The 20,945-nt window shown below is 69.9% G+C and carries 11 protein-coding genes and 4 CRISPR repeat arrays; all 11 genes read left to right on the forward strand.

Annotated features, from left to right (window positions below; translation table 11 throughout):
* Positions 1–49 precede the first annotated feature (49 nt).
* The 11 genes from ACFWZH_RS30470 to cas2e all read left to right on the forward strand — a co-directional run bounded on the left by ACFWZH_RS30470 (position 50) and on the right by cas2e (position 19,626).
* Positions 50–2,011, forward strand: coding sequence for a hypothetical protein (locus tag ACFWZH_RS30470; RefSeq protein WP_384438360.1), 1,962 nt, complete (start codon positions 50–52; stop codon positions 2,009–2,011).
* The gene (locus tag ACFWZH_RS30475; protein ID WP_384438363.1) at positions 2,008–3,105 is read left to right on the forward strand and encodes a hypothetical protein; all 1,098 of its coding nucleotides are present in this window, start codon (positions 2,008–2,010) and stop codon (positions 3,103–3,105) included. The genes ACFWZH_RS30470 and ACFWZH_RS30475 overlap by 4 nt, the downstream gene beginning before the upstream one ends.
* A 131-nt stretch (positions 3,106–3,236) precedes the next feature.
* The gene (locus tag ACFWZH_RS30480; RefSeq protein ID WP_384438365.1) at positions 3,237–3,875 is read left to right on the forward strand and encodes a DnaB-like helicase C-terminal domain-containing protein; all 639 of its coding nucleotides are present in this window, start codon (positions 3,237–3,239) and stop codon (positions 3,873–3,875) included.
* Positions 3,876–6,420: 2,545 nt separating this feature from the next.
* Positions 6,421–7,059: direct repeats of the CRISPR family, unit length 29 nt; unit sequence GGGGCCATCCCCGCAGGCGCGGGGAGCAG.
* Between the two features lie 222 nt (positions 7,060–7,281).
* A CRISPR array of direct repeats spans positions 7,282–7,981; the repeat unit is 29 nt; unit sequence GGGACCATCCCCGTGGGTGCGGGGAGCAG.
* A 676-nt stretch (positions 7,982–8,657) separates the two neighbouring features.
* Positions 8,658–9,540: direct repeats of the CRISPR family, unit length 29 nt; unit sequence GGGGCCATCCCCGCGCGTGCGGGGAGCAG.
* 956 nt (positions 9,541–10,496) lie between these two features.
* Positions 10,497–13,283, forward strand: coding sequence for a CRISPR-associated helicase Cas3' (gene cas3 / locus ACFWZH_RS30485; protein ID WP_384438368.1), 2,787 nt, complete (start codon positions 10,497–10,499; stop codon positions 13,281–13,283).
* Positions 13,276–14,991 (forward strand): type I-E CRISPR-associated protein Cse1/CasA, encoded by a 1,716-nt coding sequence (gene casA / locus ACFWZH_RS30490; protein ID WP_384438371.1) that lies wholly within the window; start codon positions 13,276–13,278, stop codon positions 14,989–14,991. The genes cas3 and casA overlap by 8 nt, the downstream gene beginning before the upstream one ends.
* Positions 14,988–15,656, forward strand: coding sequence for a type I-E CRISPR-associated protein Cse2/CasB (casB, locus tag ACFWZH_RS30495; protein WP_384438374.1), 669 nt, complete (start codon positions 14,988–14,990; stop codon positions 15,654–15,656). Before casA ends, casB begins: the two co-directional genes overlap by 4 nt.
* Positions 15,653–16,849 carry a type I-E CRISPR-associated protein Cas7/Cse4/CasC gene (gene cas7e, locus ACFWZH_RS30500; RefSeq protein WP_384438377.1) on the forward strand — a complete coding sequence of 399 codons (1,197 nt, stop codon included), beginning with the start codon at positions 15,653–15,655 and terminating at the stop codon, positions 16,847–16,849. The genes casB and cas7e overlap by 4 nt, the downstream gene beginning before the upstream one ends.
* Entirely contained in the window at positions 16,846–17,583 is a 738-nt protein-coding gene (gene cas5e / locus ACFWZH_RS30505; protein WP_384438380.1) for a type I-E CRISPR-associated protein Cas5/CasD, read from the forward strand. The genes cas7e and cas5e overlap by 4 nt, the downstream gene beginning before the upstream one ends.
* Positions 17,583–18,344 carry a type I-E CRISPR-associated protein Cas6/Cse3/CasE gene (cas6e, locus tag ACFWZH_RS30510; protein WP_384438383.1) on the forward strand — a complete coding sequence of 254 codons (762 nt, stop codon included), beginning with the start codon at positions 17,583–17,585 and terminating at the stop codon, positions 18,342–18,344. The genes cas5e and cas6e overlap by 1 nt, the downstream gene beginning before the upstream one ends.
* Positions 18,341–19,288 (forward strand): type I-E CRISPR-associated endonuclease Cas1e, encoded by a 948-nt coding sequence (gene cas1e, locus ACFWZH_RS30515; RefSeq protein ID WP_384438386.1) that lies wholly within the window; start codon positions 18,341–18,343, stop codon positions 19,286–19,288. Before cas6e ends, cas1e begins: the two co-directional genes overlap by 4 nt.
* Complete coding sequence (gene cas2e / locus ACFWZH_RS30520) at positions 19,285–19,626, forward strand: type I-E CRISPR-associated endoribonuclease Cas2e (RefSeq protein ID WP_384438389.1); 342 nt, start codon at positions 19,285–19,287, stop codon at positions 19,624–19,626. The genes cas1e and cas2e overlap by 4 nt, the downstream gene beginning before the upstream one ends.
* 91 nt (positions 19,627–19,717) lie before the next feature.
* A CRISPR array of direct repeats spans positions 19,718–20,853; the repeat unit is 29 nt; unit sequence CTGCTCCCCGCACCCGCGGGGATGGTCCC.
* Positions 20,854–20,945: the final 92 nt, after the last annotated feature.

Here is a 20,945-nt window from a genome sequence, read left to right on the forward strand (position 1 = left end):
GTGTCGCCCCACACGCCGCGCGCGGTCGCGTGGCTGAGGGGAGGCAGCTGTGAGTACGGCGGCGATGGTGGTGCGGGAGGCGGAGCCTCCGCTGGTGTGGGAGGCGGCGAACTGGCTGACGCACACCAACAAGATGCGCAACCGGCTGTGGGCGGCGATGCAGGAACTGATGCGCCAGCCGGGTCTGGTCGGTGCGCCGGATTCGGTGCGGATGACGGCCGTGGTCCTGGCGGCGAGAACGTCGGCAGCGGACCTCACGGTCGACTTGACGGCCAGGGAGCTGGGCCGTTGGGTCGGCGTGTCGGCATCGACGATCGGGCACGAGGTGCGTCCGCATCTGGACCGGGAGGGCATCACTCACTCCGAAAACCGGCTGCGGCCGGGCACCCGGGTGATCACCGGTATTCGCTGGCAGTTGCTGCCGCTGCGCGATGCCCGCCACGAGCAGCCCGCCGAGCACCCGTTGCGGCTGCAGAAGGTGGAGTTCGCGGTGCTCTGGGGGTTGTTGGAGGCGGTGTGCGCGCCGGGCTGGTCGCACCGCGACGGTACGCAGACGCCGCCTGGGCTGCTGGGCAGGCGCACCGGCCGGGGGGCTGCGACGGACCGTCTCGCGCTGCTTTTGCTGGTGCTGGAGTCGCGGGCGACGGGTCTGGTGCGGCTGTGCGGCGGGGCAGTGGGCAAGCACGGGCGCATGGCGGCGACGATCGCACGGCTGCTGGGCTGCTCACCGGCGACCGGTGCTCAGGTCCTGGACCGGCTGCAGACGGCCGGGGTCGTCGAGGCCCGGCTGACGCCGGCCGGTCGCGAGCAGTTGGTAATTCCGGCGGTGGAGGCCGCGTACCGGGAGATGCGGCGGAGGCAGCGTGCCGCCGGCCGTCCCGGAGGGCTCGTTCCGGGGCCTCGTCGGAGTGATCGTTCTGCAGGGCGGGACCAGATCACCCCGAGGTCGGCAAATCCGCAGGTCAGGGGGATGCAAGCGGGCTCTGAGGGTGGTGCTTCTTCTGCAGGACTGCACGCTCATCACACACCTATGGCTCCGGTGGTAGATGAGAGTGCAGGTGGTAGTAGCTCTTCCGGCTATGGCCGTGGGAACTGCTGTGGCCTGCCGGAATGCACGTGCGCACGCGAGGACCAAGCCGTCGTCCCCAAAGCCAGGGCTGTGCCCGTGCCGACGACCGGGGGCGACCTCGCGCTGCGCGCGGAACGGCAAACGCCCGCACCTCCTCCCCATTCCCCCCTGCACCGGGCGCTGGGCCACCAGACTCCGCAGGTCGCGGAGATCCTCGCGCGGATCGTCCCGTCGCCCAGCAGCTATCAACGCGAGCGCCTGTCGCAGTTGGTGCGTGGTCTCATGGTCGACGGTGACGACGACGCGATGATCGCGGCTCGCCTGCGGGAGCGTCTCCAGCCCCTGGCTACCGGCGCCGAGGACCGTCCGTACGCGTTCCGCCGCGACGGTCTGTCGTGGGCTCTGACCATCGGCCTGCCCTACGCCCCCGGCGGCAAGACCACCCTCCTGTGCGCCCGCCAGGGCTGCCGCGGCACGGTCCGGGCCAAGGCCACCGACACGGTCCGGTGCGACGCCTGCGAATTCGAGGTCATGGACCAGCAGCGGGCCATTCGGGCTCGGAAGGCGCTCCAGGCAGAGCTCAGCACGCGGGTGCCATGGCCCGCCGTCGAGCAGCCGGCCATGGCCGCTCAGGTGCCTCCGCCTCACAGTCCTCCAGATTCGACAGCTCCTCAGATGCAACCTGCTGTGGCCGAGCCGCTGTTGCCGGTATCAGTCCGCGAGCAGCTCCAGGTGCTCGCTACGTTCGCCCCCAAGGCGGCCCGCGCCGCGGAGACTGCCGCCCACGCCGCTTACACCCCCGCGGCCGAGGCCGAAGCCCCAGCCGAGTACCAGCGCCGGGTCTCGGCCGCCACAGCTACCTGGTGCGCTATCACCAGCCACTACGCTGAACAGCTTGCGGCTGCCCATCACGTCGAGGAACACGCCAGGAGTGCCACATGAACCTGCGCTACACCACCGACCGGGCCGTCATCCGCTGCGACCAGTGCCCAGGACAGCCGATCCTGCCCACCCACCGGGAAGAGACCGACTCCCGGCGCTGCGTGCGATGCCAGGGCGAGAATCGCTGGCTTCCCCAGCCGCATCCGGAGGACCACCTGTGCACCGTGTGCCGACGGGAGTGCCCCAGCTGCCAGGCGCTCACGCCCAACGGCGAACGGTGCCGCGTCTGCAGGGGCCGCTGCCGCACCTGCGCCGAGCCGCTGCCCGAGCGCCCCGACTACGCCTCCGGCATCACCCACGTCGAACCGGAGAAGCGCAAAGACCGCCACCGCAAGTGGACCCAGACCTTCTTTCCCCGCGCCTGGGACTGGGACCAGTGCGACGCGTGCCAGAACGCGGCACGGGCGAGCAATCCCCTCCGCGTGGTCCTGGCCGGCCTGCCGGACAAGCTGGTCCTCGCCTGCGGCGGCGGAGTCCCGCCCACGGTCGTCGACATGATCTATGACGAGCTCCAGCGTCACACCCCCGCGCAGCTCGCAGCCCGCGTCGAGCGCCGGTGGTGGCGCAGCTGGTCCAGCCGCCCCCTCAGCCGTGAAGCCGAGGGGAACCGCGAGGGGTACCGGCCCGACGACGTCGCGGCATGGCTGCTGGCACCCACACCGTGCGGCGGCCAGTGTGAGGACGGCTGGCATCTGGCCGACCGCCCCGACCGCGATGACGAGCCCTGCAAGGTCTGCCGCGGCGGGCGTCTCCTGGTTCCCCAGCGCGAAGCCGACGAGAACTCCTACGGCGAGGAGCACGGGCCGTCGTCGGCTGCGGACCGCACACCCAGCGAGGCCGTTGCCTACCGGCCGCCCATGGGGGAGTGCATCGGCAAGAACGGCGCCTGCGGCCTGCCCGTACTACCCCCGCACACCCAGTGCCCCACCTGCCTCGACTGGCCATGGTGCGTCTGCCGACGCCGCCGCTACAACCCCGAGGCGGCCACCGCCTGCCCTTCGTGCGCACCGCGGTGGGAAGGCGCGCGAATCCCGTCGGCCCGGCTTCCCGGGGCTGCCGATGTCTTCTCCGAGGCCAGTGCGGAGGGCAGGTGAGCGATCGGACACGGCATCCGCTGCATTCACGCCAAAGATCATGGATGGGCCGTGCCCGTTCTCGCGCAGTGCGACCGTGTCATCAGCAGGCGACAAGGGGCAACTCGGGGGCCCAGAAAGTAGGTGACGGTGTGGCGCTGAGTGACAGTCAGGGTTGGCGTGAGCCCTCGGGCGACGCGGATATGCCCTCGCCGTGGCCCGAACTCGACGAACACCTCCACCTCCGCCCCGGCCACCTCATCGGCATCGGCGCACTGACCGGCAGCCGAGAAGCCGAAGCCGGCTACGACCTCGCCCTGCACACCGCGGCCCAGGGCGAACACACCCTGCTGTACGCGCCCCACCTCACGCCCCGCAATCCCGTACCGAACCTGGAAATCCGGCGCAGAGGACTGAGCCCCCAAAGCATCGAAGCCGTCCTCGAAGGCCGCGCCGGCACCAGCCGCCCGGTCAGCCTCGTCGTCATCGACCACTTCGCCTTGATGCAGATGGACGACGACGAGCCCTTTCACGAACCCGAGCAGGCAGCGGATCTGGGGCGCCGACTGAAAATGCTCGCCTCCTGCGTGCCGATCGTGGTGATGGCACAGCTGACCGTCGACACCGACTCCGACCCCTTGCAGCACCGTCACCTGGGCCTCGCTGGCGAGCTGGAGTACGACGCGGACACCCTCCTGCTCATGCACCGAACCGACTCCCGCAGCGTCGAAGTCCTCATAGCCAAGGACCGCCACTCCTACGCACCTCGGAAAGCCACCATCACCTGGTGACCGGCACAGCCACAGAGTCCTCCCAAACCGGCTTCCACGCTGAGCGCCACCGGAGCAGCACCAGTGGTCCAATAGGCATCACAGATGACCGCCGAGGGAGAGAGGATGACCGGACCCTCCAGCCGCCTATACCGCGGTCTTGCTCCCGCTCCGGAGACAGATCCCGCACGCATCGCCTTGCTGCATGCCCGGGAAGACGCCCGGCACAGACGGCTCCGCCCGCTACCCCCCCCACATCCAGGAAGAACCGGTGGCGGGGAGCCCCAACGCGGGGCAGGAGCGGGGTCGCGGCCATCTGGTCCGCCGACCTGGACGACCCGAGCGCCGTCGCCGCCGTCGCGGCGACGAAGGCCGCCGTCGCCACCCGGGAGCGCACGGCCGAGTACCTGCTGGCGACGCGGCCGGAGCAGCTGCGTGAGCAGACGACTGTCCGCACCGTGCAGGCCGCGCCCGCGCCGTGGTCGGCGCGGCTGACCGAGCTCGCCGCGCACCCGCTGGAGAGCGACATCGCCGGGACGGTGATCCGTGAGCGGCGAGCTGAGCCGCGTCTACTCGCTGCGCGCTGCGACGCCTACCCGAGGAACGGGCCGGCCAACTCAGCAGCGCCCCGAGCGACTGGAGCGATCGGCGGGCAGACGTCTGGCAGCACGGTGAGGATCTTCCGCGCGGCCGCGGCGTGCGCTGGAACCATCCCCGCGGGTACGGGGAGCAGCCGTCAGGTCGGGCGCCGCTCGCGTTGAGGGCAGGACCATCCCCGCGGCTGCGGGGAGCAGTTCACCGGCGGGCACACGCCCACGCTGCGCCTGGGACCATCCCCACGGGTGCGGGGGGGGTAGGTCCAGTCCCACGAGCACGCGGTGTCGCAGGTGGAACCACTCCCACAGGGGCGGGGAGCAGCGGTCGGCGGTGCCGTCCCGGGGGTCCCAGTTGGGACCATCCCCGCGGGTGCGGGGAGCAGAGCCAGCGCACCCACATGGGGAGCTTCCGCTCGGGGCCATCCCCGCGCGTGCGGGGAGCAGGAGAACGGCCCTGTGTCCGCCTCCACATCATGGGGGCCATCCCCGCAGGCGCGGGGAGCAGTCGGCACGCAGGTTGCACCGGCGGTCCCGACCGGGGCCATCCCCGCGGGAGCGGGGAGCAGTTGCAGACCACAGCCTCCGTCATCCTGACCCGGGGACCGTCCCTGCGGGTGCGGGGAGCAGAGTTGCGGCCGGTGTAGACCGTGTCAATCGTGGGGCCATCCCCGCGGGCGCGAGGAGCAGCACGGCTTCTCACCGCCGTGGCGGGTGACCTCCGGGCCATCCCCGCAGGCGCGGGGAGCAGATCGCTCGCCAGTAGTGGTACGAGAAGTTCGTGGGGCCATCCCCGCGGGTGCGGGGAGCAGAAGCGCCGGGCGAACGCCAAGGTGCGCGGCCTGGGACCATCCCCGCGGGTGCGGGGAGCAGCGTGCGGAGAGGTGTCGTCAGCCGTTCGCCGAGGGGCCATCCCTGCGGGTGCGGGGAGCGGAGCAGCGCTCCTGGGCCACCTTGACCATCTGCGCGAAGGGACCATCCCCGCGGGTGCGGGAAGCAGAGGAGCGCCGTGCCGTCGGTCCGGAGGGGGTGGGGACCATCCCCGCGGGTGCGGGAAGCAGTCCAGGCCGCCAGCGAAGTCCTCGGCGGTCTTGGGACCATCCCCTCGGGGGCGGTGAGCAGCACTTGCAGGGCTTGCGGTAGCCGGGGCTGCCGGGGCCATCCCCGCGGGGCGGGGAGCAGTCCGGCCTTGAAGAAGCCCGCATCGCTGCGGGGGGGCCATCCCCGCGGGTGCGGGGAGCAGGATGGCGGACCCACCAGTACCCGGCCGCATGCGGGGCCATCCCCGCGGGTGCGGGGAGCAGCACCAGAACGGTGAGAAGTGGCTCCGCCAGGCGGGGCCATCCCCGCAGGTGCGGGGAGCAGCCGGCCAGCACCCCGACTGGGCAGGCGTCACCGGGGCCATCCCCGCGGGTGCGGGGATCAGTTCGGTCCGCTGCTGACCAGCAAAGTGGGCATGGGACCATCCCCGCTTGTGCGGAGAGCAGACACTCCATCAGGGCGCCCCTACTTTCGAGGAGGAGCCATCCCCGCGCGCGGGGAGCAGCAGCTCACCCTGCGACGGGACCTTGCGCGACGGGAGCCATCCCCGCGCGCGCGGGGAGCAGACACCCCGGACACTCCGGTGGACACCCCGGTCGGGACCATCCCCGCGGGTGCGGGGAGCAGACCCGGTGCGGGGAGCAGATGACGCGCCCCATCACCAAGTCCGCATAGGAGGGACCATCCCCGCGGATGCGGGGAGCAGATGACCGATGGCGATCCCAGGAAATCGCCTGAGGGGCCATCCCCGCAGGTGCGGGGAGCAGGCGGTCGGGCGGTCGGCATGGCTACCGACTACTTCATGACGGGACCATCCCCCCCACGGGGGCGGGGAGTAGATCACCCGTTCGACGGCCAGGGCGTGCGCGCCAGGACCATCCCTGCACGAGCAGGGAGCAGCTGAGCGCGCCCGTCAGCCACACACCGCCAGCGGGTCCGTCCCCGGGGGTGTGGGGAGCAGACCCCTCCGCCCCCCGACAACTCCACCGACGTGGGGCCATCCCTGCGGGTATGGGGAGCAGACCTCCGTGGGCAACAGCCGGGTGCCCCCACCGGGGCCATCCCCGCGGGTGCGGGGAGCAAACAGCTCTTCCCACGCGGTAGCCGTGGGAGCTGGGGCCATCCCTGCGGGTGCGGGGAGCAGCACATCCACTGCGGCTCGTACATCGAGACAGCGGGACCATCCGCGCTTGTGCGGGGAGCAGCCGTCGGTCTGCAGCTACGCCGAGTTCGCCGAGGGACCATCCCCGCGGGTGCGGGGAGCAGGTGAAGATCTACCGCGCCAAGGTACGGCCGGGGGGGCCATCCCCGCAGGCGCGGGGAGCAGCAGGCGACGACCTGCGTGTGGGGGGCGACGCCGGGGCCATCCCCGCAGGCGCGGGGAGCAGAACAACGTTCGTACTCTCCGCCGTCGCGCTGGGGGGCCATCCCCGCAGGCGCGGGGAGCAGAGCCATGCCCACGCACGCCTCGCGGCGGACACGGGGCCATCCCCGCAGGCGCGGGGAGCAGCGGACGACAATCACGGTTCCCCTGACAACTCAGGGGCCATCCCCGCAGGCGCGGGGAGCAGACTTCGTGACCTGCATCGTTGCATGTGACCGACGCGGTTCGAAGTACTTCCATCAACTACGAAATTCGCGACATTCGAGGCTGTTTTTTGCATCGCCGGCAGTGGCCACAACCGAAACCGTCGGGCACGGGAACAGTTTGCCCCGCCCGGGAGAGGCGGGCCGGCTGGGCCCCGCGGCCGCGGAGAGCAGGATCCGCGGCCCCCACGCGGTGACGCGTAACCGGAACCACCCCCGCGGGTGCGGGGAGCAGGGCCTGCGATCCGTTGACGACCAGCTTCCCGAGGGACCATCCCCGTGGGTACGGGGAGCAGGTCGTCGCGGACACGCCCTTGTCGCCCACCTTGGGACCATCCCCGTGGGTGCGGGGAGCAGCGCGAGGGCACTGCCTTCGAAGCCGCTCTGACGGGACCATCCCCGTGGGTGCGGGGAGCAGAGAGCCGGCTTGGTGCTCGGCGGCCAGGTCGTCGGACCATCCCCGTGGGTGCGGGGAGCAGAAGCCGGCGGTCTCGTCGACGTCCTGGTGCTCGGGACCATCCCCGTGGGTGCGGGGAGCAGCCCTTCACCTTCCACCGGGGCGACGCGATCGAGGGACCATCCCCGTGGGTGCGGGGAGCAGCAGCTCAGCGACTGAGGAGCGTGGCTGTGGCGAGGACCATCCCCGTGGGTGCGGGGAGCAGGTGGGAGTCGCGTCGACTGCGGGGACGGGCTCGGGACCATCCCCGTGGGTGCGGGGAGCAGTCGGACGCGGACACGGCTGCCCGTGACGGGCGGGGACCATCCCCGTGGGTGCGGGGAGCAGCAGGCCCGGTACTTCTCGACGGCCGCCGTGGCGGGACCATCCCCGTGGGTGCGGGGAGCAGTTGGGCACCTCGGCCTGTGGCGACTTCATCTCGGGACCATCCCCGTGGGTGCGGGGAGCAGACTGCGTGACCTGCGTCGTTGCACGTCGCCGACACGGTTTCGAAGCACTTCCATCAACTACGGCATTCACGAGGTTCGAGGCTGTTGTCGCACCGCGGGTAGCGGCCACAGCCGAAACCGCCGGGTACGGGAGCAGTTTGCCCCGCCCGGGAGAGGCCGGCTGGCTGGGCCCCCACGGCCACGGAGAGCAGGACTGGATGGTGACGATGACGGTGGGCGAGATGGGACCATCCCCGCGGGGGTGGGGAGCAGAGGTTCGTGAACCGCGACCTGACCGGGGCCCAGGGACCATCCCCGCGCGTGCGGGGAGCAGTCTTCTTCCGGCTTTTGGGGTGGTCGGTTTCCGGGACCATCCCCGCGCGTGCGGGGAGCAGGGTGGCCGGGCGCTGGCCGCGGAGGACCCGCGGGGACCATCCCCGCGCGTGCGGGGAGCAGACTTCGTGCCCTGCATCGTTATACGTCGACGACACAGATCGGAAGCACTTCTCCGTCATTCACGGCATTCGAAGCCTTTGACGCGTCGCCGGAAGCAGGCCCACGCTGGGACCATCCTCGCGTCTCAGGACCATCCCTGCGGGTGCAGAAAGCAGAAGAGGGTCATACTTGTGTACTTGGTGACGGATCATCGCCGCCGGTGTGGGGGAAGAGGGGCTGGCGATGGTGACGGCATAGGCCTCGAGCCATCCCCGCAGGCGCGGGGAGCAGAGCGCACTGACGTCGGTGGCCAACTCAACGCCGGGACCATCCTCGCGGGCGCGGGGAGCAGTCGAAGAAGCCGGGGTCCACGAAGTCCTTGACGGGCCATCCCCCGCGGGTGCGGGGAGCAGGTGGTCCACTCGCCGCCCTCGGCACGGACCGCGGGGCCATCCCCGCGCCTGCGGGGAGCAGCGCCGCCAGCGTCGCGCCGCGGCTCGGACGGGAGGGCCATCCCCGCGCGTGCGGGGAGCAGTTCGGCACTTCTTCGGGGTGGAGACATGGCGGGGGGCCATCCCCGCGCGTGCGGGGAGCAGAACACCGGCGCCAACCGGTTCCGTACCAGCACGGGGCCATCCCCGCGCGTGCGGGGAGCAGTCCAGCCGCCTGCGGTGTCGAAGTAGGAGAACGGGGCCATCCCCGCGCGTGCGGGGAGCAGTCGCTCTTCGTCTTCCCGATGCGCTTGAGGTCGGGGCCATCCCCGCGCGTGCGGGGAGCAGGGGGTCGGAAAGCCGCATCCCCGATTTGTAGAGGGGCCATCCCCGCGCGTGCGGGGAGCAGACCGCCAAGGGCCTGCTGTCGCCCTGGACGCAGGGGCCATCCCCGCGCGTGCGGGGAGCAGGCGTGGATGCGGCGCACCCTGTCCTTGGGGACGGGGCCATCCCCGCGCGTGCGGGGAGCAGAGCTCATCACCCGGTTCCGCAAGCACGTGGGCGGGGCCATCCCCGCGCGTGCGGGGAGCAGCGCCGGTCGCCTCCCCTTCGGCGGGGTCAGCAGGGGCCATCCCCGCGCGTGCGGGGAGCAGCATGATGGTCTGGGCGCCGTTGGTGCCCCACCGGGGCCATCCCCGCGCGTGCGGGGAGCAGACTGAGTGACCTGCATAGTTGCACGTGACCGACACGGTTTCGAAGCACTTCCATCAACTACGGCATCCACGACATTCGAGGCCGTTGCCGCACCGCGGGTAGCAGCCACAGCCGAAACCGCCGGGCACGGGAGCAGTTTGCCCCGCCCGGGAGAGGCGGGCCGGCTGGGCCCACCACGGGCAGCAGGCGGTCGGGCGGTCGGCATGGCCACCGACTACTTCATAACGGGGACCACCCATCCCCGCGGGTGCGGGGAGCAGGCTACGTCGAATTTCTGTTGGCCGGGTCGAGGGGGGCCATCCCCGCGGGTGCGGGGAGCAGCGTTTTGGACGTCAACCACGATCAGCGCTGTCGGGGCCATCCCCGCGGGTGCGGGGAGCAGCCCTCGCACACCCGGGCCGTGTGGCACGGGCAGGGGCCATCCCCGCGGGTGCGGGGAGCAGATCAACAAACTGCCGAGCGTGTACAAGTCGGCGGGACCATCCCCGCAGGGGCGGGGGCGAGCTTAGGGAGAGCGCGCCCAGGGTGTAGGGGCCATCCCTGCGCGTGCGGGGAGCAGCTGTCGACGACGGCTTGGCCGGCGGTCTCACGAGGGCCATCCCCGCGGGTGCGGGGAGCAGGACCTGTTCGGCGTGGGCGAGGAGTACAAGCCGGGACCATCCCTGCGCGTGCGGGGATCAGAATGCCGAGCAGCTCTGCACGGACGTCGCCACGGGACCACCCCGCGGGCGCGGGGAGCAGCCGTTCCCGCGGGGGCCGGATCATAGCGGCTCTGCTTCCGGGAAGGGACGGGTTGTCTTAATTGAGCCCCCGTGAAGGGTGCTTGTGTGTAGTCATATCGCATGACAGGTGCGGGGACGTCGTTTGGACTGCGAGACCGGCTGGCGAAGGCAGCTCGGGTTGTGTGGGCCAAGCATGACCGTGGCAGTGAGGGTTGGCTGCCGTTGTGGCGACACATGGAGGACAGCGCCGCGGTGGCGGGGCTGCTGTGGGATAGGTGGTTGCCGTCGAGCGTTCAGTCGCTGATCGCGGAGGCTCTGCCGCAGGGGTTGTCGGATGCCCGTGCTTTGGGCGTCTGGCTGGCAGGGATTCATGACATCGGCAAGGCAACTCCTGCTTTCGCCTGCCAGGTGGATTCGTTGGCTGATTGCATGCGGGACGTGGGGCTGGAGATGAAGACCCAGCGTCAACTCGGCAGTGATCGGAAGATTGCTCCGCATGGTCTGGCAGGTCAGGTGCTGCTTGCCGAGTGGTTGGAGGAGCGGCGGGGCTGGACCGGTAGGCAGGCGGCGCAGTTTGGGGTGGTGGTGGGCGGTCATCATGGCGTTCCGCCTGATCATCACCAGTTGAAGGACCTGTTGGACCGTCCGGATCTGCTGCGGACCCCCGGTGAGTCGGAGGGGGTGTGGCGGCGGGTGCAGGATTCGTTGCTGGATGTGTGCGCGGAGGCCTTCGGGGTGGAGGGCCGGCTGGGGGAGTGGCAGGCGGTGCGGTTGCCGCAGCCGGTTCAGGTGCAGTTGTCGGCATTGGTGATTGTCGCTGACTGGATCGCGAGCAATCCGGACCTGTTTCCCTACTTTCCGCAGGCCGCTGCAGTTTCGGGTGCGGACCGTGTGGCTGCGGCGTGGCGGGGGCTGCGATTGCCGCGGCCGTGGGTGGCTGGTGAGCTTGGGACTGACGTCGCGGGGTTGTTTGCTCAGCGGTTTGAGCTTCCTGAGGATGCTGAGGTGCGGCCGGTTCAGGAGGCGGTGGTGCGGCTGGCTCGAACGATGCCGCAGCCGGGTCTGCTGGTGGTCGAGGCGCCGATGGGGGAGGGCAAGACGGAGGCGGCGTTGGCGGCCGCTGAGGTGTTCGCGGCTCGTTCGGGGGCTGGGGGTGTGTTCTTCGCATTGCCGACGATGGCGACGGGAAATGCGATGTTTTCGCGGGTCGTGCGGTGGTTGGAGAAGCTGCCGGCAGTGGAGGGCGCACGAGTTTCGGTTCAGTTGGCGCATTCCAAGGCGGCGCTGAACGACGTGTTCGCCGGTCTGGAGAGGGTGAGCCGGCATGCTATCCGCGCTGTTGATGCGGATGGTGACAGCGAGGATTCCCGGTCCGGTGTGGTGCGCGATGGTGCGTCTGCGGAGCTGGTGGCGCACCAGTGGCTGCGTGGGCGGAAGAAGGCGATGCTGTCGTCGTTCGTGGCCGGCACGGTCGACCAGCTGCTGTTCATGGGGCTGAAGAGTCGGCACTTGGCGCTGCGTCATCTGGCGATTGCGGGCAAGGTCGTGGTCATCGATGAGGCGCATGCGTACGACGCGTTCATGAACGTGTATCTGGACCGTGTGCTGTCGTGGCTGGGGGCATATCGGGTGCCGGTGGTGGTGTTGTCTGCGACGTTGCCGGCGCGGCGCCGGAGGGAGCTTGCCGAGGCGTATGCAGGGGCGGGCGATGGTGCTGTTGGGTTCGGTGCGCTGTCGGAACAGGCTGCGTATCCGCTGGTGACGGCGGTGGCGCCGGGGCATGCTCCGGTCGTGGTCGCGCCGGGGGCGTCGGGGCGTGAGGGCTGTGTGGAGGTTGAGCGGTTCGAAGACGACCTTGAGCTGCTTGCCGGCCGGCTGGAGAGGGAGCTTGAGGGTGGCGGCTGTGTGTTGGTGGTGCGGAACACTGTCAAGCGAGTGCTGGAGACCGCGCAGCTGCTGCGTAGGCGGCTGGGGGACGCGCATGTAACGGTGGCGCACTCGGCGTTCGTGGATCTGGACCGGGCGGCGAATGATGCTGCGCTGGTCGACAGGTTCGGTCCGCCCGGTGCGGCGGGTGGTCGGCGGCCGGCGAAGCATGTCGTGGTGGCCAGTCAGGTGGCTGAGCAGTCCCTTGATGTGGACTTCGATCTGCTGGTGAGCGATCTGTGTCCGGTTGACCTGCTGCTGCAGCGGATGGGCCGGCTGCACCGTCATCAGCGTGGGGTGAAGGAGGTGGGTCGGCCGGAGCGGCTGCGGGTGGCGCGGTGTCTGGTGACGGGGGCGGACTGGTCGGGTCCGGTTCCGGTTCCGGTGCGCGGGTCGGTAGCGGTGTATGGGGCGTATGTGCTGCTGCGGTCGGCGGCTGTGCTCGCGCCGCACCTGGAGGGTGAGCGGCGGTCGGTGAGCCTGCCGCAGGACATCAGTGTGCTGGTCCAGTCCGCCTATGGGCCGGAGCCTGTCTGGTCGGGACGGTGGGCTGAGGCCGTCGGTGCCGCTCGTCGGAAGCATGAGGAGCGTCTGGCGGACCAGGTGGAGCGTGCTGGGCATTTCCGGCTGGGCGAGGTCGGTCGGGCGGGGAGGCCGTTGGTCGGCTGGGTTGCGGCGGGGGTTGGTGACGCCGATGACTCCCGTGCTGGGCGTGCGCAGGTGCGTGACAGCCGGGAGAGCCTGGAGGTGCTGGTTGTACAGCGTCGCGAGGACGGAACTTTGGCGACGTTGCCGTGGTTGGACGAGGGCCGAGGCGGGCTGGAGCTTCCGGTGGACCGTGTGCCGTCGGTTAGGGCGGCGAAGGCGGCTGCGGCGAGCGGGTTGCGGCTTCCGATGCAGTTTTCGGACCCGAAGGTGATGGACCGTGCCGTCGCCGAACTTGAGCAGCTTTACGTGGAGGCGTGGCAGGGCAAGGGGAGTCATTGGCTCGCTGGCCAGCTGATTCTTGCGCTCGACGGTGATTGTCAGTGCCAGCTGGCAGGCTACGCACTCCGATACAGCCGAGCCGACGGTCTCGAGGTGACCCGTGCCTGAAGAGAGCCCACCCCCCGACGTCTTATCGTTCGACCTGAGCTGCCAACCGTGGCTGCTGGTGCAGTACCTCGACGGCAAGCAGGACCATCTGTCCTTACGCGAGGTGTTCGCCCAAGCCCACAGGGTGCGCCGGCTGGTGGGGGACGTTGCGACGCAGGAGTTCGCTCTGCTGCGGCTGCTGCTCGCCCTCACCCATGATGCGCTCGACGGACCGGCCGACGTCGATGAGTGGGCGGACTTGTGGGCGGATGACGACTGCTTCGCCCCCCTGGGCGGCTACCTGGATGACCACCGTGGCAGGTTCGACCTGCTGCACCCGACGGCTCCGTTCTTCCAGGTGGCGGGGCTGAGGACCGGCCGCGACGAGGTCTTCGACCTCAACCGGATCGTGGCCGACGTCCCCAACGGCGATCCCTACCTCAGCGCCCGGATGCCGGCCGTGGGCCGTATCAACTTCGACGAAGCGGCCCGGTGGCTCATCCACGCCCACGCCTACGACACCTCCGGCATCAAGACCGGCGTCGTCGACGACGACCGTGTCAAAGGCGGCAAGGTCTACCCTCTCGGTGTGGGGTGGGCCGGCAACCTCGGCGGAGTCTTCGTCGAGGGCGCCACACTGCGCGAGACGCTGCTGCTGAACCTGATCGCCGCCGACACCACCGACCTGCACTTCGGTGACGACGACCGGCCGGCCTGGCGCCGTGACCCCTGCGGCCCAGGGGCCACAGCCCAGGAAGACCTCGCGCACCGGCCTTCTGGGGTGCGGGACCTGTACACCTGGCAGACCCGCCGGCTGCGCCTGCACTTCGACGCCGGCGGTGTCCATGGCATGGTGCTCGGCTACGGTGACCCGCTCACGCCCCACAACCGCCACGAGCGCGAGCCGATGACCGGCTGGCGGCGTAGCCAGGCGCAGGAGAAGAAGCGTGCTGAAGCGCTGGTCTACATGCCGCGGGAGCACGATCCGGCGCGACAGGCCTGGCGGGGGCTCGCCTCCCTGATCGCCGACCGGGCGCCCGGTGGGGTGCAGGGCAGCGAGGCGGCTGCGTCGTTGCGGCCAGGGGTACTGGAGTGGGTGGCTCGGTTGGTCACCGAAGGGATGCTGCCGCGTCGGTACTTGATCCGGGCCCGGGTCGTGGGGGCGCTCTATGGCACACAGCAGTCCGTCATCGACGACATTGTCGAAGATCACGTCGCCATGGCGGTGGTGCTGCTGCACCAGGAGCAGGCCGACCATGCCTCCGTGGCGATCGCTGCGGTCACGGATGCGGAAGCCTGTGTGACCGCGCTGGGGAATCTGGCTGCGGACCTTGCCCGGGCCGCCGGCCGCGCGCCGGATCCGGTCCGTGACACCGCGCGTGATGCCGGGTTCGGGGCGCTGGACAGCTCGTACCGGACCTGGCTCGCTGCCCTGGGCGAGGCCGAAGACCCCCACAAGCAGCGCGCGCTCTGGCAGCAGCAGGTCTACCGGATCGTGCGGCGGCTGGGCCAGGACCTGCTGGCCGCCGCCGGCGACGCTGCGTGGGAAGGCCGGCTGGTGGAGAGCAAGCAGGGCTCACTGTGGCTGAACTCGTCCCTGGCTGACCGGTGGTTCCGCAGCCGCCTGAGCAAATCGGTAGGCGCGTCCTTCGACGCCGACACCGAAGCCGCGGATGCGACCGATGTTCCGCCCGGATCAGGTTCCTCTTCTCCAAAGGTGCCCGCATGACCACTCTGGCTTCACCATCCCCTGCCCAGACCCGGGTCTCCCAGGTAGCAGCTGAGATCATCCTGCCTCTGCAGCGGGGCTATCTGACCGACCAGCCTTCGGCCGTCGCGACACTCGCACGGCTGCGGCACGGAGCAGGCAAAGAGCTCCAGCAGGTCCCCGACCTGTGGGGACTGACGGACTCCTCACCCCTGTATCAGGAGCCAGCCGACGGGGGCCGGCCCCTGCGGGAGCGGGAACTGACGTGTGCCGAGGACGCCCTCCACATCGCCGTGACCCTATGGACGCTGCACCAGCAGTCACGCAGCAGCGCCATGCACCAGCCCGATACGAAGGACAAGCCGACAGGACTGGGCGCCGCCGTGCGCCAGCTGATGCCGCCCGACGAGGCAGGCGAACCGGTCCGCAAACGCTTCGTGCGTATCGGCACCGCCCCCACGCTGCGCGAACTGGCCGACAGGCTCCGCGGCCTGGTGGTCCTGCTCCGCAGCGAAGACATCGCCGTGGACTACGCGCTGCTCGCCGGACAGCTCTACGCCTGGCAGCAGCCCGGCGGCCGCGACACGGTGCGCCGGGCCTGGGGCCGCTCCTTCCAGGCCTACCGCCCGCGCGGCGCTTCTGACACCGACAACGACGACAAGAGCCTCGACAAGGACGCCTCGTGAACCGCATCTTCCTCGATGTACACGCCCTGCAGACCGTCCCGCCCAGCAACCTCAACCGCGACGACACCGGCGCTCCGAAGTCAGCCGTCTACGGCGGCGTGTCACGTGCCAGGGTCTCCAGCCAGGCCTGGAAGCGCGCCACCCGCACCTACTTCACCGACGAGCAGCTTCTGGAGCCTGCGGAGTTGGGGGTGCGGACGAAGAAGGTCGCCGAAGTCCTAGCCGCCCGCATCACCGCTCTCGACTCCGCCATCAGCGGCGCAGCGGCACTGACTCTGGCCGCTGAAGTGATCCAGACCGCAACCGGCTCCAAGATCGAGGTGCCGCAGCGCAAGCGTGGGGCAGAAAAGGACGGCGAGGAGCCGGCCGCGCCGACGTCGAAGTATCTGATGTTCCTCAGCGCCCGGCAGCTCGACGGCCTCGCGCAGATCGCCGTCGACGCCGCGGCCGACGTCAAGACGCACTTCAAGGACAAGGAGAACAAGGCCCGAGCCAAGGAGATCGCCGACACCCGGCACTCGGTGGACATCGCGCTGTTCGGTCGGATGGTCGCCGACTCCGCTGACATCAATGTCGACGCCGCGGTGCAGGTCGCACACGCCATCAGCGTCCACCGGGTCGAAAACGAATCCGACTATTACACCGCCGTCGACGACCGGAACACCGACGCCGAGCCCGGCGCCGGCATGATCGGCACCGTCGACTTCAACTCCGCCACGCTCTACCGCTACGCCGCCCTCAACGTCCACCAGCTACGCAGCAACCTGGGGGAAGGGCTACGCGACGACGAGCCGCTCACCACACCGGTACGGCGAGCGGTGGAGGCTTTCGTACACGGCTTCATCGCGTCGCTGCCCACCGGAAAGATCAACACGTTCGGCAACCACACCCTGCCCGACGCGGTCATCGTCAAGCTGCGCACCACTCGGCCCGTCAGCTTCGCGTCGGTCTTCGAGGAGCCGGTACGGGGCGAGGACGGCGGATACGTCAAGGAGGCCTGCGAACGGCTCGCTCAGTACGTTCCGTCGGTCGAGCGCGCCTACGGTGATGAGGACTCCACACAGACGTGGGTTCTGCGTGTGGGAGCCAGCACCGAGAAACTCGCCGGACTGGGGCAAGAGAGTCCCAGCCTCACCACCCTCGTCGCCTCCGTCGGCCAGGCCGTAGCGGATCACGTGGAGCAGGGCGGATGAGTGTCCTGACCCTGCTGCTGGCAGGCCCCCTGCAATCGTGGGGGGCCTCGTCGCGGTTCGTGCGCCGCACCACCGAGTCCGCGCCCACCAAGAGCGGAGTGATCGGTCTTCTGGCCTCCGCCCAGGGCACCGACCGCAACGACGACGTCGGCCTCGCCCGGCTGGCCGGCCTCCGTTTCGCGGTGCGCATCGACCAGCCCGGAACCCGCCAACGTGACTTCCAGACGGCGCATCACGCTGCCACCGGCAAGGCGATGCCGCTGACCGAACGGTTCTACCTCTCCGACGCCGTCTTCGTCGCCGCTGTCGAGGGGGACGAGAGCCTCGTCACCGAACTCCGTCACGCTCTGCGCGCACCTGTCTACCTGCCCTATCTCGGGCGGCGCTCGTGCCCGCCTGCGCGCCCCGTGGACCTGGCAGTCCACAGCGGTTGCGGGCTCCAGGAGGCACTGCAGCGTGAGCCGTGGCAGGCGGCGCGCTGGTACCAACGCATGCGGCGAAGTGATGCCCAGGTCGATCTGGTGACACTGCTGGAAACACAGGACGGAACCGGGGACAGCCTGCGCGACCAGCCCGTCAGCTTCTCCACTGCCCACCGCCGCCATGCCTTGCGCACCTACACCAGCACGACCATCAGCGTGCCCAACCCTCACAGCCTCAAGGCGCCCGCCACGGGCCCGCAGCAGGCCCCAGCCCACGATCCGTTCAGCTTTCTGGAAGCAGAAGACGTCTGATGCACCTGACCCGATTCCGTGTGAACAGCGCACGCCCAGGAGCACGCCGGCTGCTCAGCTCCCCCCAGTCCCTGCACGCCGCCGTCATGTCCTCCTTCCCCACCGTCCTGCCGAGTGACAGCGACTGTCCGCGGGTCCTTTGGCGCGTGGACCACAACGCACGCGCCGAGGTGTTCCTCTACGTCGTCAGCCCCACGCGGCCCGACATGACGCATCTCGTCGAGCAAGCCGGCTGGCCGGCGGCTGCCACCGATCCTGAAACCCCCGGCTGGCAAAGCCGCCCCTACACGCCGTTTCTCGACAAGCTCACCGCCGGCACCGTGTGGGCCTTCCGCCTGACCGCCAACCCCATCCACTTCGCACGCCGCAAAGATGGAGAACCAACCAAGCGCACCGCACACCAGACCAGCCACCACCAGCAGCGATGGCTGATCGAGCGCCAAGAACGCTCCGGATTCCGCATCATCGAGAAACCGCCCGAGCGCCGTCTACTGCCGCATGGCACGACACACCAAGGACATGCCCACCACGGCGACCAGTACGAGCTGACGGTCCGCGACCGACGCGACCTGGCCTTCACGAAAGGAAGCGCAACCAAGGAAGCGGTGCGTCTGGTGACCGTCACCTACGACGGCGTCCTCGAGGTCACCGACCCTGCGGCCTTGCGACGCACACTCACCCAAGGTCTCGGCAAAGCCAAGGCCTACGGCTGCGGACTGATGACCCTCGCACCTGCTGCGACGACACAGGGAAGGGCATGACCACCGTCAACGCACGCCCGGCCCTCACACCGCGCAACCTCACGCGCACCAGCGACCGCCTGTCGTTCATCTATCTCGAGCGCTGCACCGTCCACCGTGAAGCCAACGCCCTCACCGCTGAGGACAGCGACGGAATCACCCACATCCCCTCCGCCACCATTGGCACGCTGCTTCTCGGACCTGGCACGCGCGTCACCCACCAGGCCATGAACGTCCTGGGCGAGAGCGGAGCAGCCGTGGTGTGGGTTGGGGAGAACGGTGTGCGCTACTACGCTAGTGGCCGAGCCCTCACCCGCTCTTCTGCACTCGCCGAAGCGCAGGCCACCTGCTGGGCAAACCGTCGAACGCGCCTGTGCGTTGCCCGCGCCATGTATCAACTTCGATTCCCGGACGAGGATCCAGCTGCACTTACACGGCATGAGCTCCTGGGCCGCGAAGGACAACGGGTCAAAGACTGCTACCGCGCGCAGGCGGCGCGAACCGGGCTGGTCTGGCGTGGTAGACAGTTCACTCCTGGAGACTTCACCAGTAGTGACCCCGTCAACCAGGCCATCACTGCCGCCGCCCAGTGCATGTACGGCATCGCCCACGCGGTGATCGCCTCTCTCGGCTGCAGCCCCAGCCTCGGCTTCATCCACTCAGGGCACGAACTCTCCTTCGTCTTGGACATCGCCGACCTCTACAAGACTGAGATCGGCATCCCCACCGCGTTCACCGTCGCAGCCGAAGACGAGACCGATGTCGGTCCCCGCACACGCCGTGCACTGCGCGATCAAATCAACCGCGCCAACCTGCTCGACCGCTGCGTCGCAGACATCAAACAGCTCCTGAAGCCTGGGGGCTCCCGAGCCAAACGTGACCTCGACGGCGACGTGGTCACGCTGCGTACGGACGGAGACCGAGACATTGCCGCTGGCCAGAACTACGCCGAGGCAACTTGGTGACGGTCATCGTCCTCAACAATTGCCCACCGGGACTGCGTGGCTTCCTCACCCGATGGATGTTCGAGATCTCCGCAGGTGTCTTCATCGGAAACCCCTCAGCCCGCATCAGAGACTCCCTGTGGTCGGAAATCGAGCAGTACGCAGCCAAAGGCCAAGCCCTGCTTGCCCACACCACCAACAACGAACAAGGCTTCACCTTTCGCACCTTGGACCATGCCTGGGAGCCTGCGGACCACGAGGGCATCACACTGATGCGCCGGCCAAAGGCCGTGCCATCCACCGTCGCCCCGACCGGATGGAGCAAGGCGTCCAAGCGCCGACGCTTCGGCGGCCGGTAGAGAGGAATCTTGGTAAATGTCCTGGAAGCCTGAATCGATGAAAGCGCTCAAGAAAGTGGCGCAAGCCCCGTAAAACCGCTGGTCGTGAAGTCTGCTCCCCGCACCCGCGGGGATGGTCCCGAGTGGCCGGACTCGCTCTCGTACGTGGACCGCTGCTCCCCGCACCCGCGGGGATGGTCCCGAGTGGCCGGACTCGCTCTCGTACGTGGACCGCTGCTCCCCGCACCCGCGGGGATGGTCCCGAACGCGCCGCCGTTCAACCGGTCAGCGTGGCGCGGTGAACTGCTCCCCGCACCCGCGGGGATGGTCCCTGCCCACCCCTCGCCGGCGGCCGCGGCCGCCTCTGCTCCCCGCACCCGCGGGGATGGTCCCAACGGCGCATCCAGGTCGAGATCCGTCGAGGTCTGCTCCCCGCACCCGCGGGGATGGTCCCCGTTCCACCGGGTTCCAGAGCAGGGCACCCGCCTGCTCCCCGCACCCGCGGGGATGGTCCCGTGTTCCGGCTGGGTGGTCTGGAGGGTTCTTCCTGCTCCCCGCACCCGCGGGGATGGTCCTACCGTGCGGCGGCCGAGGTGCCGGCCCTGCTCCTGCTCCCCGCACCCGCGGGGATGGTCCCGCAGCCGGTTCGCCACCGAACCCATCTGGCCGCTGCTCCCCGCACCCGCGGGGATGGTCCCACGGTTGACAATGCGAACCGAGTAGGCCAACCCTGCTCCCCGCACCCGCGGGGATGGTCCCATGCGGGCGTCCTCTCCGGGCCGGACCGTCCGCTGCTCCCCGCACCCGCGGGGATGGTCCCGGCGAGGTGTCCCTGTGACCACCGACGCGAGCCTGCTCCCCGCACCCGCGGGGATGGTCCCCGGGTCGCACGCCGACCGGCACGGCATGTGGGCTGCTCCCCGCACCCGCGGGGATGGTCCCACCGCTGGGGCGAAGTCGTTCGCCAAGCTGCTCTGCTCCCCGCACCCGCGGGGATGGTCCCGTGGCCCCCTCAGGAACGATGGTGACGGACCGTCTGCTCCCCGCACCCGCGGGGATGGTCCCCGGCTCAGGAGCGCGTACAGGGGCTGGAGCGGCTGCTCCCCGCACCCGCGGGGATGGTCCCTGGGCGTTGTAGCGCGCGAAGACGCTCAACTCCTGCTCCCCGCACCCGCGGGGATGGTCCCGTGCCGTGCTCATCTTCACCAGGCACATCGGCCTGCTCCCCGCACCCGCGGGGATGGTCCCGTGGCGCCGTGCTGGGCACCGCGATCTACTCTCGCTCCCGCTCGTGTGGATGGCCGCCACCGGCAGGGGCTGAACGAATGGCTCGGGCGGGG

Source organism: Streptomyces sp. NPDC059008 (genome assembly GCF_042749045.1).
Classification (GTDB): Bacteria; Actinomycetota; Actinomycetes; order Streptomycetales; family Streptomycetaceae; genus Streptomyces.

Excerpts from the sequence above, each read along its gene's own strand:
- ACFWZH_RS30475 (WP_384438363.1), top strand. The coding sequence starts at position 2,008 with ATGAACCTGCGCTACACCACCGACCGGGCCGTCATCCGCTGCGACCAG.
- cas3 (WP_384438368.1), top strand. The coding sequence starts at position 10,497 with ATGGAGGACAGCGCCGCGGTGGCGGGGCTGCTGTGGGATAGGTGGTTG.
- casB (WP_384438374.1), top strand. The coding sequence starts at position 14,988 with ATGACCACTCTGGCTTCACCATCCCCTGCCCAGACCCGGGTCTCCCAG.
- cas5e (WP_384438380.1), top strand. The coding sequence starts at position 16,846 with ATGAGTGTCCTGACCCTGCTGCTGGCAGGCCCCCTGCAATCGTGGGGG.
- cas6e (WP_384438383.1), top strand. The coding sequence starts at position 17,583 with ATGCACCTGACCCGATTCCGTGTGAACAGCGCACGCCCAGGAGCACGC.
- cas1e (WP_384438386.1), top strand. The coding sequence starts at position 18,341 with ATGACCACCGTCAACGCACGCCCGGCCCTCACACCGCGCAACCTCACG.